Origin of the sequence: Delftia sp. WSY_22 (genome assembly GCF_043104185.1) — a bacterium.
In the GTDB taxonomy this organism is placed as follows: Bacteria; Pseudomonadota; Gammaproteobacteria; order Burkholderiales; family Burkholderiaceae_C; genus Comamonas; species Comamonas tsuruhatensis.
Genome location: NZ_JBICKN010000017.1, coordinates 49,666 through 66,171, shown reverse-complemented (window position 1 = coordinate 66,171; position 16,506 = coordinate 49,666). Strand labels below are relative to the sequence as shown.

Annotated in this window: 8 protein-coding genes and 1 pseudogene; 4 read left to right on the top strand and 5 right to left on the bottom strand. The window is 65.6% G+C overall.

Annotation, left to right across the window (positions count from 1 at the left end; translation table 11 throughout):
- The first annotated feature begins 19 nt into the window (after positions 1-19).
- On the top strand, positions 20-1,165 hold the full coding sequence (locus tag ACF8NF_RS08910) for an AAA family ATPase (RefSeq protein WP_392450469.1): 1,146 nt from the start codon (positions 20-22) through the stop codon (positions 1,163-1,165).
- Positions 1,166-1,255: 90 nt separating this feature from the next.
- Positions 1,256-1,987: an ABC transporter substrate-binding protein gene (locus ACF8NF_RS08905; protein ID WP_126312069.1), complete on the top strand. Its 732-nt coding sequence runs from the start codon at positions 1,256-1,258 to the stop codon at positions 1,985-1,987.
- 3 nt (positions 1,988-1,990) lie between these two features.
- Here the strand turns inward: ACF8NF_RS08905 and ACF8NF_RS08900 are convergent, their stop codons facing one another.
- Positions 1,991-3,157 carry a metallophosphoesterase gene (locus ACF8NF_RS08900; protein ID WP_343740407.1) on the bottom strand — a complete coding sequence of 389 codons (1,167 nt, stop codon included), beginning with the start codon at positions 3,155-3,157 and terminating at the stop codon, positions 1,991-1,993.
- Between the two features lie 214 nt (positions 3,158-3,371).
- Between ACF8NF_RS08900 and hrpA the strand changes: the two genes are divergently transcribed.
- Both hrpA and ACF8NF_RS08890 read left to right on the top strand, forming a co-directional pair.
- Positions 3,372-7,460 carry an ATP-dependent RNA helicase HrpA gene (gene hrpA, locus ACF8NF_RS08895; RefSeq protein ID WP_343740406.1) on the top strand — a complete coding sequence of 1,363 codons (4,089 nt, stop codon included), beginning with the start codon at positions 3,372-3,374 and terminating at the stop codon, positions 7,458-7,460.
- A gap of 266 nt (positions 7,461-7,726) precedes the next feature.
- The gene (locus ACF8NF_RS08890; protein WP_338500411.1) at positions 7,727-8,377 is read left to right on the top strand and encodes a cysteine hydrolase family protein; all 651 of its coding nucleotides are present in this window, start codon (positions 7,727-7,729) and stop codon (positions 8,375-8,377) included.
- A gap of 113 nt (positions 8,378-8,490) precedes the next feature.
- Here the strand turns inward: ACF8NF_RS08890 and ACF8NF_RS08885 are convergent.
- From ACF8NF_RS08885 to ACF8NF_RS08870, 4 genes and pseudogenes are all read right to left on the bottom strand, one after another.
- Positions 8,491-9,447: pseudogene (locus tag ACF8NF_RS08885) on the bottom strand (hypothetical protein); the annotation flags it as partial.
- Positions 9,432-10,109, bottom strand: coding sequence for a hypothetical protein (locus ACF8NF_RS08880; protein ID WP_392450468.1), 678 nt, complete (start codon positions 10,107-10,109; stop codon positions 9,432-9,434). The pseudogene ACF8NF_RS08885 and the gene ACF8NF_RS08880, both read right to left, overlap by 16 nt.
- A 239-nt stretch (positions 10,110-10,348) precedes the next feature.
- Positions 10,349-11,374 carry a right-handed parallel beta-helix repeat-containing protein gene (locus ACF8NF_RS08875; RefSeq protein WP_343740403.1) on the bottom strand — a complete coding sequence of 342 codons (1,026 nt, stop codon included), beginning with the start codon at positions 11,372-11,374 and terminating at the stop codon, positions 10,349-10,351.
- Entirely contained in the window at positions 11,359-16,383 is a 5,025-nt protein-coding gene (locus tag ACF8NF_RS08870; protein WP_392450467.1) for a DUF6765 family protein, read from the bottom strand. The genes ACF8NF_RS08875 and ACF8NF_RS08870 overlap by 16 nt, the downstream gene beginning before the upstream one ends.
- Positions 16,384-16,506 lie beyond the last annotated feature (123 nt).

The window sequence follows — 16,506 nt, the reverse complement described above, 5'->3', positions numbered from 1 at the left end:
CCATCGCAAGGAGATTGCCATGACGAACTGGAAACAGATCCAGTCCCTGGTGCCGCAGCCCGGCGCCGACCCCGACTTCGCGGCCTGCCTGGCCGCCTTCCCCCTGCTGGAGCAGGCCAAAACCACGCCGCAGGACCCGGTCTACCACGCCGAAGGCGATGTCTGGACACACACGCAGATGGTGGTACGCGAGCTGCTGGCCGACCCCGGCCATGCGGCACTCACCGCCACCGAGCGCGAGACGGTCTTCCTGGCCGCGCTGCTGCACGACGTGGCCAAGTGCTCGACCACCGTGGTGGGCGAGGACGGCCGCATCGGCCAGCCCGGCCACTCGCGCCGGGGTGCGCTGGATGCGCGGCTCATGCTCTGGGAAGCCGGCGCGCCCGTGGACCAGCGCGAGGCCATCTGCCGGCTGATCGCCGTGCACCAGGTGCCGTTCTTCGCCTTTGCCGATTCGCGGCGCGGCCTCTCGCCCGAGTTCATCGTGCGCGAGCTGTCCTGGCAGGTGGACCTGCACCTGCTCACCCTGCTGGCGCGGGCCGACATGCGCGGGCGCATCTGCCCGGACATTGCGTCCGTGCTGGTCAACATCGAGCTGGTGCGCGAGTTCGCGCTGGAAGAGGGCTGCCTGCGCACGCCGCGCCGCTTTGCCTCGGACGAGACGGCGGTGCGCTACTTCCGGGGCGCGCAGCTGCATCCCGACTATGCGCTGCACGAGCAGGCCGGCTCGCGCGCCATCGTCATGTGCGGCCTGCCGGCCAGCGGCAAGAACACCTGGGTGGCCGCCCACCATGGCGACCTGCCCGTGGTCTCCTTCGACGATGCGCGTACGGAGCTGGGCCTGCGCCACGGCCAGAACGAGGGCGCGGCCACCCACCACGCCGTGGACAAGGCCAAGGCCCTGCTGCGCGCGGGCCAGCCCTTCGTCTGGAACGCCACCCACCTGTCGCGCCAGATGCGCGGCAAGACCGTGGACCTGTGCCTGGCCTACGGCGCCCGCGTGGAGCTCGTGCACCTGGAAGCCAGCCGCCCAACCCTGCTGGCCCGCAACCGCGCGCGCGACACCACGCTGACCAACGCGGCCCTGCTCGGCCTGCTGCAGCGCTGGGATGTGCCTTTGCCTACCGAGGCGCATGCGCTGTCGTTGGTGGTCAATGAGGGGTAGGGGAGGGGCGCCGTGAGAGGGTGGATAGGGCGTGGGAGGCGGCCGCTGGCAGTGCGATACTGCGGCGGATTTCAACCACGGGACCGAACCATGACACCGTCTTCCCAGCTGCTGTCCACCCTCGCGCCGCTTGGCCGCATCCGCGCCTCCATCAACACCGGCAATCCCATTCTTGCGCGGCTGGATGCCGACGGCCGGCCTGCGGGCGTGTCCATCGACCTGGCCCGGCGCTTTGCGCAGCAGCTGGGGTTGGAGCTGGAACTGGTGGTCTTCGACACGGCCGCCAAGTCGGTGGATGCCGTCACGCGCGAGGAGGCCGACTTCGGCTTCTTTGCCGTGGACCCCGTGCGTGGCGCGGGCATCGGCTTCACGGCACCCTATGTGCTGATCGAGGGCAGCTACCTGGTGCGCCAGGATTCGCCGCTGACCGACAACGCCCAGGTGGACCGGGCCGGGCACACGGTCGTGGTCGGCAAGGGCAGCGCCTATGACCTGTACCTGAGCCGCGAGCTCAAGCATGCGCAGATAGAGCGCGCCGTGTCCTCGCCCGCCGTGGTGCAGACCTTTGTGGAATCGACGGCCGACGTGGCCGCCGGCGTCAAGCAGCAATTGGAGGCCGATGCCGCCCGCCTGCCCGGCCTGCGCCTGCTGCCGGGCCGCTTCATGGTGATCCAGCAGGCCATGGGCCTGCCCAAGGGGCGGGGCGATGAGGCCCTGCGCGTGCTGGCGGCCTTTGTGGAAGAGGCCAAGGCCTCGGGCTTTGTGGCCGAGGCACTGCAGCGCCACGGCATCCAGGGCGCAGCGGTTGCGCCTGCGGCCTGAAGGTCAGGCGCCGCGCAGCACCAGCAGGTCGATGCTGGCCGGCACGCCCAGGCGCACGGCAAAGCCGGCCCACAGGCCTGCGCCGGCGCTGACGAAGAGCTTCATGGCGCCGACCTCGTACTCGCCGCGCACAAAGCCGTCATTGGCGGGCGCCACCAGCCATTGGTCCATGCCCAGGATCAGGCCGCCGTGCGTATGGCCCGACAGCTGCAGGCCCACGCCGTGGGCCGCGTTGTCGCGGGCGGTCTTGGGCTGGTGGGCCAGCAGCAGGTGGTATTGCGCACCGGCCTCTTTGGCCTGGCGGGCCACGGTGTCGATGTCGGGCGGCACGCCTTCGGCCACGGACGGGTCGGTGTTCTGGCGCGACAGGCGGCCATAGGCCGGATCGCCGATGCCCGACAGCGCCAGGCGCGCGCCCTGCACATCGATCAGCTGCATGCGGTTTTCCAGCAGGTTCAGGCCCAGGCGGCGGAATTCGGCCATCCAGGCGTCGTAGCCGCTGTAGTACTCATGGTTGCCGGGCGCCGCCCAGACGCCGTGGCGTGCCTTGAGCTGCGCCAGCGGCGCGATGTTGGCGCGGCCGCTGTCCACGTCGCCGTCCACCATGTCGCCGGGCAGCACGATGAGGTCGGGCCGCGCCTCCAGCGTGCGGTCCACGATGGTCTGCACATAGCGTGCGTCGTTGATGGGGCTGGCGTGGATGTCGGCCAGCACGGCCACGCGCAGGCCTTCCAGGCCGGCGGGCAGGCCGGGCAGGCGCAGCGTGCGTTCGTGCACCTCGGGCGGGCGCAGCGCATTGGTCACGCCCCAGGCCGACAGCAGGCCTGCCAGGGCCAGTGCGCCGGACGTGAGCAGCGGGGCGTGGAGGCGCTGCTTCCAGTCCTCGCGCCGGGCCACGGCGGCCAGCGCCCAGAGGCCGTCGCGCAGCACGATGAAGACGGCCAGCATCAGCAGCAGGGCCAGCACCCAGCCGCCCGGCACCTGCAGATAGGCCAGCGTGCGGTACTCGACCGTGCCCTCGCGCAGCAGCACCAGCAGCAGGGCGGGCGTGCAGCCCAGGGCCGCCGTGGCGACGGCCGCCATCAGGCGGGCGCGGCGCGGCATCAGGCGGACGGGCCACCACAGCCACAGGGCCAGTAGCGGGATGACGAGGGCGGCAAGAGTAACCATGGGGAGCAGATCGAGGAAGGCGGGTGAGGCGGCCAGCGCCGGGAGCGGGCGGCAAGGCGAGCGCCGATTGTGCGCAATGCCTTGCATGCCGCTGGCCTGACTTGGCGAAGGCCCTGGCATGCGGGGGTTTTCATGCGGGCGGCACAGGGCCGGCGTATGGAAATCTGCAGCCGCGTGGCGCCGCCGGCATGGCGCGGGGATAATCCAGCCCCTTATGCCTTTGAAGATCAGCTTCCCTGAATCCCTGCCCGTATCCGCCCGCCGTGAGGAAATCATGGAGGCCATGGACCGGCACCAGGTCATCATCGTGTGCGGCGAGACGGGCTCGGGCAAGACCACGCAGCTGCCCAAGATCGCGCTGGCGCTGGGCCGGGGCAAGGTCAACGCCACGCCCGACGACAAGGGCCAGGTGCGCGGCCACCTGATCGGCCACACGCAGCCGCGCCGCATTGCCGCCAGCTCGGTGGCCAAGCGCATTGCCGAGGAGCTGAACACGCCGCTGGGCGATGTGGTGGGCTACAAGGTGCGTTTCCAGGACCGGCTGTCCAAGGACGCCTCGGTCAAGCTGATGACGGACGGCATCCTGCTGGCCGAGACGCAGACCGACCCGCTGCTCAAGGCCTACGACACGCTGATCATCGACGAGGCCCACGAGCGCAGCCTCAACATCGACTTCCTGCTGGGCTACATCAAGCAGATCCTGCCCCGGCGCCCCGACCTCAAGGTGGTGGTGACATCGGCCACCATCGATGCCGAGCGATTTGCCAGGCATTTCGAAGGCCCCAAGGGGCCTGCGCCGGTGATCATGGTCTCGGGCCGCACCTACCCCGTGGAGATGCGCTGGCGCCCGTTCGAGGAAAAGCGCGACCATGACCTCAACGACGCCATCGCCGAAGGCGTGGACGAGCTGTGGGCCGGCGGCGCGGGTGGCGACATCCTGGTCTTCCTGCCCGGCGAGCGCGAGATCCGCGAGGCCGCCGACCACCTGCGCAAGCACCTGGCACAGCAGCCCGTGCTGCGCCATGCCGAGGTGCTGCCGCTGTTCTCGCGCCTGTCGCAGGCCGAGCAGGACCGCATCTTCGACAGCCACACGGGCCGGCGCATCGTGCTGGCCACCAACGTGGCCGAGACCTCGCTGACCGTGCCCGGCATCCGCTATGTGATCGATGCGGGCACGGCGCGCGTCAAGCGCTATTCCTTCCGCAGCAAGGTCGAGCAGCTGCTGGTCGAGCCCATCAGCCAGGCAGCGGCCAACCAGCGCGCCGGCCGCTGCGGCCGCGTGGCCAACGGCATCTGCATCCGCCTGTACGACGAGGCCGACTTCGGCACGCGCGCGCGCTTCACCGACCCTGAAATCCTGCGCTCCTCGCTGGCCGGCGTCATCCTGCGCATGAAGTCGCTGGGCCTGGGCGACGTGGTGAACTTTCCCTTCCTCGAAGCGCCCTCGGGCCGTGCCATTGCCGACGGCTACCAGCTGCTGGGCGAGCTGGGCGCCGTGGACGAGCGCGGCGAGCTGCTGCCCATGGGCCGCGAGCTGTCGCGCCTGCCGCTGGACCCGCGCGTGGGCCGCATGATCCTGGAGGCGCGCACGCGCGGCGCCGTGGCCGAGGTGCTGGTCATCGCCTCGGCCCTGTCCGTGCAGGACGTGCGCGACCGGCCGCTGGAGGCCCAGCAGCAGGCCGACCAGCAGCACGCCAAGTTCGATGACGAGAAAAGCGAATTCAGCGGCTACCTGCGCCTGTGGAAATGGCTGCAGGATGCGCGCGGCGGCAAGGTGGTGGCCAAGAGCCGCAAGGAAATGGCCACGGCCCAGGCACCGGCCGCCAAGCCATCGGCGCGCAATGCCGCCTTCCTGCCCGTGGCCCAGCGCAGCGGCGGGCAGAGCGTGGCCGCCCCGGCGGCCGAGGCGTTGGCGGCCTTCCATCCGCAGGACACCGGTCCCGGCACGGATGACGAGCCCTCGCACAAGCTCAGCAACCGCCAGTGGGAGCAGCTGCTGCGCCAGAACTTCATCAACATCCGCCGCGTGCGCGAATGGCGCGACATCCACTCGCAGCTGCTGACCGTGGTCAACGAGCACAAGTGGAAGGTCAACACCGAGCCCGCGGGCTACGACGCCGTGCACCTGTCCATGCTGTCCGGCCTGCTGGGCAACCTGGGCTACAAGGGCGATGAAAGCGACGCCTACCTGGGCGCGCGCGGCATCCGCTTCCATCCGCACCCGGGCGCCCACCTGTCCAAGAAACCCGGGCGCTGGATCGTTGCGGCCGAGCTGGTGGAGACCTCGCGCCTGTACGGCCGGGGCATCGCCGCCATCGATCCGCAGTGGCTGGAGGAAGTCGGCGCCCACCTGCTCAAGAAGCAGCTGCTCGATCCGCACTGGTCCAAGAACCAGGCCGATGTGGTGGCGCTGGAGCGCGCCACGCTCTACGGCCTGGTGGTCTACAACGGCCGGCGCATGAGCTATGGCCGCATCGATCCGCAGTCCGCGCGCGAGATCTTCATCCGCCAGGCCCTGGTGGAGGGTCAGTGGGACACGCGCTGGCACTTCCTGCCCGCCAACCTCAAGCTGGTGCGCAAGGTCGAGGAGCTGGAGCACAAGAGCCGCCGCCAGGACGTGCTGGTCGATGACGAGCTGATCTACGCCTTCTACGACCAGCAGATCCCCAAGGACGTGTTCAGCGGCGCCACCTTCGACCATTGGTTCCGCGAGGCGGCCAAAGAAAACGCCGACCTGCTGCGCCTGTCGCGCGACGAACTGATGCGCCACGAGGCTGCCGGCATCACCACCCAGGCCTTTCCCAAGGTGGTCAAGCTCGGCGGCGTGGACTGCACGGCCAGCTACCTGCACAGCCCGGGCGACGCGCGCGACGGCATCACCGTCACCGTGCCGCTGTTCGTGCTCAACCAGGTCAGCGACGAGCGCGTGGAATGGCTGGTGCCCGGCATGCTCAAGGACAAGCTCCAGGCCCTGCTCAAGAGCCTTCCGCAGCGCCCGCGCAGCCGCTTCGTGCCCCTGCCCGAAAGTGCCCAGCGCCTGGCCGAACTCTTCACCACGCCCGAGCGCTGGGGCCAGGGATCGCTCATCGATGCCCTGCTCAAGCAGGTGCGCGACGAGACCTCGCTGGACGTCAAGCGCGCCGACTTCAAGCTGGACATGCTCAGCCCGCACCTGTTCATGAACTTCCGCATCACGGACGAGCATGGACGCCAGCTGGGCCAGGGCCGCAACCTGGGCGCGCTCAAGGCCGAACTGGGCGCCAAGGCGCGCGGCGCCTTCCAGGCGCTGGCCGCGCTGAAGGTGGCTTCGGTCACCGAGGCTGCGGCCCCACCTGCCGCCGCGTCCGAAGCCGGCAAGAAGGCGGAATCTGGCGCCAAGCCGGACAAGACAGCAAAGCCTGAAAAGGCGGACCAGGCCAAGCCCGCCAGCAACGCCAGGCCCAGCCAGCCCGCCGACAGCCGCTACAAGGAATGGAGCTTTGGCGAGCTGCCCGAGCTGATGGAGATCGGCCGGGGCGGGCAGACGCTGATCGGCTTCCCTGCGCTGATCGACCATGGCGATGCCGTCGGCATCGAGGTCTTCGACGAGCCCGAGGTTGCGGCCGCACGCCACCGCGTGGGCCTGCGCCGCCTGTTCGCGCTGCAGATCCGCGACGCGCTCAAGTACCTGGAAAAGAACATTCCAGACCTGCAGAAGATGGCCGTTGCCTACATGCCGCTGGGCACGCAGGAGGAACTGCGCGAGCAGATCATCGACGTGGCCATAGACCGCGCCTTCCTGCAGGAGCCGCTGCCCACCAACGACACGCAGTTCAAGCAGCGCGTGCAGGACGGACGCGGCCGGCTGACGCTGATCGCCAACGAGGTGGCGCGCATGGCCTCCACCATCCTGGTCGAGTACGCGGCGGCCCAGCGCAAGATCAAGGACACCAAGAACGCGCCTGACGCCACGGCCGACGCCGCCCAGCAACTGCAGCGCCTGGTGCCCAAGAACTTCATCGCGGCCGCGCCCTGGACCCAGCTGCAGCACTATGCGCGCTACCTCAAGGCCATCACCAGCCGGCTGGACAAGTACCGCGCCGACCCTGCGCGCGACGCCAGCCGCCTGGCCGAGCTGCGCCCGCTGGAGCAGCGCTACTGGCGCCTGGTGGCCGAGCGCAAGGGCCACATCGATGCGCGCATGCAGGAGTACCGCTGGATGCTGGAGGAGCTGCGCGTGAGCTTCTTCGCCCAGGAGCTGCGCACGCCTTACCCGGTCAGCATCAAGCGGCTGGACAAGGTCTGGCAGCAGCTGCAGAACTAGCGCCGTGCCGGCCTGCGGCCCTTCCGTGATCGGGAGGGCCGCAGGCCATGGTTCAACGCGGCATCGCCACCTTCACCGGCACGCAGCCGGTCGGAGCGATGCAAGGCCCAAGGCCGTATGCGCCATCACAGAGATGGGGTATTTTTCAAAGCACGGGCGATCTGTGCAGAAACTGCACAGATGCTGGCCGCTCCATGGCGTTGCGGCGGGCCCTGTGCGTTTCTAGACTGCAGGCATCAACCACTTCCCGTTTCCAGGAGCACTGCATGTCCCTCGCAGAACAGGCCAGCCAGGCCACCCAATCCACCAGCCATCCCACCCTCCGCGCCCTGTCAGGCGCGCCGGGGCGCAGCCAGTTGCCACGGGGTGCCACGGCGCTGCTGGTCATCGACTTCCAGAACGAGTACTTCAGCGGCCGCCTGCCCATCCCGCGCGGCCCGCAGGCCTTGGAACAGGCACGGCGCCTGCTGCAATGGGCCGATGCCGGGCAGGTTGCCGTGTTCCACATCCAGCACATTGCCCCGGAAGGTGCACCCGTGTTCGCCGTCAATGGCAGCACCGTCCAGTTCCACCCCGGCCTGCAGCCGCGCGCGGGCGACACCGTGGTGCAAAAGCGCAGCGTCAGCGCCTTCGTCGGCACCGACCTGGCCGACCAGCTGCGCGCGCGTGGCATCACCACCGTGGTCATCTGCGGCCTCATGACGCACGCCTGCGTGGCCGGCGCCGCACGCGATGCCGCGCCGCTGGGCTTCGAGGTCGTCGTGGCCAGCGACGCCGTGGCCACACGTGCCATCACGCGCAGCAACGGCGAATCCGTGGACGCCGACAGCCTGCACCGTGCCGCGCTGGCCGAGATCGAGGATGTGTTCGGCGATGTGCTGCCCACCGCGCATGTGGTGCAGCTGCCCCTGCGCTGAGCCTGCAGGCAGGACCCGCGCATCGTCTCCTAGCGAGAATCCACGGCGTTGCCGTACTCCGTCGTGGTGCTGGCCGCATCCTTGCGCACCGGCAATGCGACCTGCTCGAACACATTGCCCTCGATCACTACGCCTTTGGACTCCAGCAGGTTGATGCCGGCCTGGGGTTCCTCTTCCTTCTTCCTGAACAGCCCGCTGCGCTTCACGATGAAGCGGTTGTTGCGGATGATGGAACCATCGGCATCGCGCAGCTTGAGGATGGCGGGCAGCGGCGCCTTATCGCGCAGATCCATGTGCACGATGAAGGTGTTGCCCTCCACCAGCGAGCGCGGGCCGTACAGGTAGACGGCGGTGCGGCCATCGACCTCGATGGTGTTGTTGCGCACCACGTTGTCGGAGCCCGCCATGATGATGGCGCGGCCGCCGGATTTGATTTGGAGGTTTTCTGCGGTGTAGAAGGTGGGAGGGAAATAATCCCAAGGGATTTTATTGAATTTTTGGGTTTCGATGTTCCATCTGGAATTTTCTATTACAGGAAAGTCTTCCTCCAGTTTCTCAATTCTATTGCGTGCACCCAATTTAGGAGAAAGTTCTACGCCAATACCCGATAGACCTGGAGTTTCTATTATTCCATTATGAACTCTTAGATTGAAAACTACCTCTCCACCAGATAATATTCCAATGCCGCTATTATTATTAAATGGTCTTCCTGTAACAAGATGTCCTCGCAAATCAAGGTCAGCATTATTACTGTGGTAGAAATCTAAAATTGCACCTCGTGGGTTACCACGTTCTATTCCCCCTTCGATCCAGTCACGCGCTTTACGCTGCACAAAGTCATGAATGACGCAATGACGGCCAGAACCTTCAAAAGCTTCCGTGATAGGGTAGTAGCCACCTCTATACTTGACGGGCTTGCACCCCTCAGGCAGCGGGCCCTTGTCGCTAGGTGGATGGCGGCGCGCTGCCCATTCTTCCGTCGTGAGTGGTTTCTTGGGGAAAGCTTGGCAGCTTGCAAAGACAATGCAAGCAAAAGCAGAAAAATAGAGAAAAACTATACTTCTTTGCATATTTTACTGCCTGGCAAGCAAACGCCTGGATATTTATGTTCTTGACCTGCAAGATTTTCTAAGTATTTACCCCTATTTTTCTCTGCCTCTTTTATTTTATATTCATCGCTACCTCCCTTTTCTATATTTATTTCCAAAATTCTGGTTTTTTCGCTATTTTCTGTGTTTTTGGTTAGTTTAAGTTTTCCATCCTTAATCAGTTTGTTAATGGCCTCTTCCAAAAATCTAGCCTTTCCAGGAAAATCCGCACCCTCTTCCCTGATTGCATTGAATCTCTCGAGCACTTTCCTGATCTCCTCAAACCCTAGCGCAGGGCTAGTTCCATATGCCGTTAAAAACTCATAAACCGCCTTCTCCCCTTGCAGCGATCGATACTCCCGCTGGCCCCAATAAGGCACCTCTGGATCAGGCATATTCCCCAGTATTGGCATGTCCTCGTCATAGGTGTAATCCGGCTCGGACCCCGCAAACCCATGCCCTATGCCCAGCTTCGCGCTGATGGCATCGAACGGCCGGTTGTCCTTGTCCCGGTGGCTGAAGGTGTCCAGGTAGGAGTGCAGGAATTCGCCCAGGAACTGGTATTCGGCGCAGGGCTGGGCCGGGTTGCCCAGCCGGCTGGCGTTGAGCAGGTTGTTCAGTTGCGGGCTCAGGTTGCCCACCACGCTGTTGACGTTGTCGTTGGCGTACTGGGGCAGCGTGGTTCCTCTGTCGTCGGACAGGTTGTCTCCACATACTGCGAAGCCAGCGCCGTGATGCGCGCCCCGGCTCGTAGTCCAGGCCGGCCGGCGGCCAGGGCCAGGAAGAAGACCTGTAGTAGTGCATGTCCTCCTCCTGGTACAGCCCGTGGGATCGATCCGGTTGAGTGGGTTGCCGCATATGGCCGTCGAATACCTCCATTCCATCAGGGGCTGCCTTTTGAAATGTTTCCACTCTCCGTTGTGGTACTGGCCGCATCCTTGCGCACCGGCAATGTGATCTCTTCAAACACATTGCCTTCGATCACTACGTCCTTGGACTCCAGCAGATTGATGCCGGCCTGGGGTTCCTCTTCCTTCTTCCTGAACAGCCCGCTGCGCTTCACGATGAAGCGGTTGTTGCGGATGATGGAACCATCGGCATCGCGCAGCTTGAGGATGGCGGGCAGCGGGGCCTTGTCGCGCGGGTTCATGTGCACGATGAAGGTGTTGCCCTCCACCAGCGAGCGCGGGCCGTACAGATAGACGGCGGTGCGGCCATCGACCTCGATGGTGTTGTTGCGCACCACGTTGTCGGAGCCGGCCATGATGATGGCGCGGCCGCCGGATTTGATTTGGAGGTTTTCTGCTGTGTAGAAGGTGGGTGGGGTGTAATCCCAAATACCCGCGAATGTACGGCTGTAGCCGACTTCTTTGATTGCTGGACGATCTTCTGTCAACTCCTGTAGCCTCTGACGACCTTCTATATAAGGTGCCATATCTATTCCAATACCTAGTGGACCGGGCGTTTCGATTTTTCCGTTGTGAACTGCCAAGTGAGTCAGTGATTTGCTATTCATGCCTATGCCGCGGGTATTTTCAAACGGCTTGCCAGATATAAGATGTTTTCTTAGATCAATGTTGGAATGGCTGTCTTGAGAGAAACTAATCACACTACCCCTTCCGGCTTCATCTGTTGGTGATCCACGTTCCCTGCCATTAATGAAGTCTCTTAATTTCCTCTGTACAAAATCGTGAACTACACAGTGGTCTCCTCGTCCTCTGACATACTCAATAATGGGATGAAAGGTCCCTCGATATTTGACGGGGCTGCAGCCATCTGGCAATGGTCCTGTGTCGCTGGGTGGATGGCGAGTTTCAGCCCACTCTTCCCAGGTCATCCCTTGGGAAAATCCGGAAGACAAAACTATCAAGATAAATGTCAGTGCCTTAACTGTCACACTGGTTTGCATATGATACTCCTTGGCAAGCAGACTCCTGGATATTTAGCCTCTTGGCCAACAAGTGCTCCAAGATATTTTTCCCGATTAGCGTCAGCTTGATCTTCGTTGTAAGCTTCATTCTCTGTATTTTTAAGATCTATCTTTTTTATTTCAGTTAATCTTCCTTCTTGATCTATCTTTGTCAGTTTTAGCTTGCCGTCATTTATCCAGGATTTGATGGTATCTTCTAGCAGATTAAATTTACTTAGTGAATTTCCTCCAGTCTCTCGAATAGCATTGAATCTCTCCAGCACTTTCTCTATCTCTTTAAAGCTCACCGCCGGCTTAGCCCCATACCGCGTCAAAAACTCATAAACCGCCTTCTCCCCTTGCAGCGATCGATACTCCCGCTTGTCCCAATAAGGCATATCTGGATCAGGCATATTCCCCAGTATTGGCATGTCCTCGTCATAGGTGTAATCCGGCTCGGACCCCGCAAACCCATGCCCTATGCCCAGCTTCGCGCTGATGGCATCGAACGGCCGGTTGTCCTTGTCCCGGTGGCTGAAGGTGTCCAGGTAGGAGTGCAGGAATTCGCCCAGGAACTGGTATTCGGCACAGGGCTGGGCCGGGTTGCCCAGCCGGCTGGCGTTGAGCAGGTTGCTCAGTTGCGGGCTCAGGTTGCCCACCACGCTGTTGACGTTGTCGTTGGCGTACTGGGGCAGCGTGGTGCCCTTGTCGTCGGACAGCGTGAAGTGGTACCACAGCAGTTGCCGGTGGTTCTTGAAGATCGAGCCCACCGTGGTGAGGGTGTTGGCATCGTCCAGCGGCTTGGTGATGGGGTTGTCATCCACGTACTGCGAAGCCAGCGCCGTAATGCGCGCAGGTTCGTAGTCCAGGCCGGCGGCCAGGGCCAGGAAGAAGACCATGTAGTAGTGCATGTCCTCCTGGTACAGCCCGGTGGGATCGATGCGGTTGAGCGGGTCGCCGCCGGCATACAGGTAGGCATCGGGTCCGTCCGGGTAGCCCAGCGGGTCCGGCTGCAGGTAGCGGCCGCTGGCCGGGTCGTAGCTGCGGTGCCAGTTGTCGTGCAGTCCGCTTTCCTCGTCAAAGTACTGGCCCGGCAGGCGCAGGTTGAGCACGGCCTGCTGCCGGGGCAGGCTTGTGTGGCCGGCCTGATGCATGGCCGGCGCTCCCCAGGGGGTTTGGCGGGCACGCCAGACCACGCGCTGGCCTGCGTCCGTCATGGCCTGCGGACTGCCCCGGTGGTCGTTGTGGATGTGCAGCATGCGCGCCTTGCCGCTGGCGTTGTCCCGGTTGTGCGCGGATTCCAGCTTGGCGATGGGCAGGGTGCGAGTCCCCTCGTTCAGGTACAGGTACTGGCTGGTGATGCGGCCTTCGCCATCCATTTCCGCGACGAGCCGGTTGTCCTGCCACAGGTAGTGGCTGTGCGTTTGCCCATCGCCCTGGTGCACGGTCTTGCCCACGCGCTGGCCCAGGCTGTTGTAGCGGTAGCTGGCGATGGGCCGGTCCTGGTGGTCGCTGATTCCCTGGAGCTGTCCTGCCTCGGTGTAGGTGTAGCGGTGCAATGCGTCCTGGACGGTGCGACCCTGGCTGTCGCGCTGCACGGGCGCTGGTGCTGACGGTGCGTTGTCCTGCACCAGCCTGCCGAAGCCCTGGTAGCGGTAGTCGGTCTTGTGCAGGCCCGCTGGTGGCCACTCCTGCTCGATGGCGCGGATGCGCGGGCCCACGCCGTAGCGGTAGCGCTGGCTGAGGATGGGTGCGCTGCCTTGTGATGTGCCTTGCCCGGTGGTCTGCTGCGTGAGGCGCCCGGCAATGTCGTATTGGCGCGAGGTGGCCAGGCCGTTGCCTGCCGTGTAGTGCTGCAGGCCGTTGAAGGCGTCCGTTTGGATGTCGCCGACCACCGTCTGCGCGGGCAGCAGGCGTTCGAGCAAGCCTGTGGCGCCGGCGCCCAGCCAGTGGTCGCTGGCCTGCAGCAGGCCGGCCACCCAAGCGCTTTGCAGTTGCAGCCCTTGCACGCTGGCGCCGTCGCTGGCGGGGCCGCGCCGGGTGACGAGCACGCGGCCATCGGCCAGGGTGCGGCTGTGGACCCGGCCGTCCGGGCCATAGCGCGTGGCGGTGCGGTAGGTATGCTCGCCCTGGCCGTCGGGCGTGGCCAGCGCAATGGTGCGTGCCACGGGGCGGCCCAGGGCGTCGTATTCGATGGACTCGCGCTGCCAGTTGCTATCGATGGTCTGCAGCAGCCGGCCCTGGTAGTGCAGCCGGGTTTGCGAGGAAGAGCGACGATCTGCGCCGGGCGCCGCTTCGTAGCGCTTGGACAGCAGACGCCCGCTGGGAGCGTACTGGTAGTGGGTGCTGCTGCCGTCGGCGCGGGTGTGCACCCGCAATTGATCGGCTTCGTTGTAGCGTGCGCTTTGGCGGCCATGATCGGCAAGCTGGAGCCAGACGGTGCGGCCGAAGTCGTCGTGCAGGGCCTGGCGGCGTTCGGCGGGTTGGGTGCTCCGGGATTTGCTGGTGATCTGCTCCATCGCCGCGCTGGCCGGGCCTTGCAATGCCAGCCGTACCGCCCCATCGGGCGTTTGCGACAGGCTGGCATGGAGACTGCCGTTGTCCAGCCAGCGCGTGCGGGTGTCGTCGCCATCGGTGTGCTGGAGCAGCTCGCCCGCGTCGCCGTAGGTGTAGCTGTCCAGGCGCCCATCGGGCAGCAGGCGGTGGCTCAGGCGCCCTTGCGCATTCCAGCCGTAGTAGGCCGCACGTTCGGGGAGGTCCTGGCCTTCGCGGTACAGGCCCAGCCGCTTGATGCGGCCTTCGCTGTCGCGTTCGATCTGGCCCCGGTTGCCCAGGCCATCGAGCCTGGCCTGGGTGCTGCCCTGGTAGGCCCAGGTGGTGCTGCGGCCTGCCGTGTCGATGGCCTGGCTGGGGCGGCCCAGGGCGTCGTGGCGGATGCGGTATGGATTCAGGCTCAGCTGGCTGCTGGCGCGGGGCTGGCCGTCGGCGTCCAGCAGCCAGCCGCTGGTGGTGATTTCTTCTGTCTGCAGGGCGTTGGCGGACAGGGCGCTGTAGCGCATCTGGCGCTGAAGGCGCCGCACGCCGTCGTCTTCGGTGCGGGTCGTGATGCGCCCGGCCTGGTCATGCTCCAGCGCCACGGTGGTGCCATCGGGCTGCAGCACGCGCTTGACGTGGCTGCCGCTGCGATCCCAGCGCAGCCGCGTGAGGTCGTTCTGCGCCGGGCTTCCGTCGTCATAGCCTGCCAGCGAGGTGGGCAGTGGCCCGTCGATGTCCACCAGCACGCTGCGGCCGTTGATCTCGGTGTAGCGGTAGCGCGTGCTGCGTTCGATGGGCATGGCGCCGTCCGCATTGCCTGCGGGCTGGCCCTGGGCATCCAATGGGCTGAAGCCCGTCTCGGTGATCTGCAGCGGCTGGCGGCTGCTGTTGTAGCGGATGCGGATCTGGTGTTCGCGCCCGGGCACGACGCTGGGCCGGGCGATGAGTTCGGGGCCGTATTGCTTCCAGGGGTCCTTGCCGTAGCCGTAGCGCACCTGCAGCTGCGGGGCCCGGGCTTGGCCTTGTGTGTAGGGAATGCGGTACACGGCCAGCGGGCGGCCGAAGGGGTCCAGCTCGGTGCGCGTGCCTTCCAGCGGGCGGCCTGCGGGATCGAGCCGCGTGGCGTCGGTCAGGCGCCCTTGCGCGTCGTACCGGTAGCGCATGTCGCCGGGGCCGCAACTGGCGCAGCCCGGGCCGCGCACTTCAAGCAATCGCCATTGCCCGCCGATGGTGTCGTAGTGGTAGGTGGTTGCTTGCCCAAGGCTGTTGGTGAGGGTGTTCTTCCAGGGCTGGCTGAGGTCCAGGGTGACTTTTTCCTGCTGGCTGTCCGGCGGGCCGCGCACGCTCAAGATGGCGCGGCCGGTGTCGCCGTAGGCGTAGCTGGCGATGCGCTCGTCCATGGGCTTGCCGTCACTGCCCTGGCCCTGGACGCTGATGCCCGTGAGCAAGGTGGGGTGGCGTGGGTCCTCATAGTGGTAGTGGCGCTGGACCGGGGCTTGGCCATCGGCCGACGGGAGGCTGACCTGCACGAGGCTGGCGTTCAGCTTGGCCTGGGGCTGGGTGCTGCCGGGCAACGGTGCGCTGCCGTGGCGGTAGCCGATGCGGCCCAGCGGGGTGTCGATGGCCTGCACGCCGGTGAAGCTGTCCTCGCTCGACGATTGGGCGTAGTGCAGGCGCAGGCTGCGCCCCTGCGGGTCGGTGACCTTGAGCAGGCGGTTGCCCTTGGCGTTGTAGTCCAGGCGGACCTGTTCGCCCGAGGGCAGGCTGATGCGGGTCAGGCGCCCCCGGTGGTTGAAGCGCAGCTCGCGCCCGTCCATCCATTGCCAGGTGTAGTGCCGTTCCTGGCCGGGCTTGGTTTCCTTGGTGCCCTTTGTATCCGGGCCTTCGATGCGCAAGATGCCGTTGCCCGGCTGCTGGCTGGCGCACAGGCTGGGGTGCTCGCGCAGCTTGCTGAAGATGATGCGGGTGCCGTCGGCCTGCACGATCTGCAGGTTGGTGGGGTGGTCGTACAGGCGGGCCTCGTAGCTGAGCAGCCAGCCGCGGCCGAGCAGGCCTGGCGGCACGTAGGCCCGGCTGTAGCTGCTGTTGTAGTGGCGCACGACTTCCAGGCCGAGCACGCCTGGCAAGGCGGGCATGTCCACTTCGCGCTGGTATTTGTTGCCGTTGATGAGGTGGATTGGGTTGCCTGCGCCCTGGTGGGTGCTGCTGGAGTTGCCCTGGGTGGCGGGGCCGGCGCCGCCGCAGGGGCTGCCGCCGGGCGTGGGGGTGCAGGTGCCGCCGCCCGAGCCGCCACCGCCGCCGCCGAGGTCGATGCCGCGGCCCGTGCCGGGGGCGCAGCTTTGTACGGTGGGGTCGCATTTGCCGGAGCCGCCGCCCAGGTTGGGAGCGGCAGCCGCCAGGGTGGGCGTGGCCTGGGCCAGCAGTGCGGCAATGCATAGCAAGGCGCTGCGCAGCAGCGTGTGCCGTGGGTGCATGTGAGTTTCTCCCTCGGGATTTTTAGGAATCTCGGGCAGGAGGCGGCCATGCGTCTGGCGGGGAGCTGGTGGAGGCAAGCCTGTGTCCGGGTTGCCGGTCAATCTAGGCAGCTGCGGCGTGCT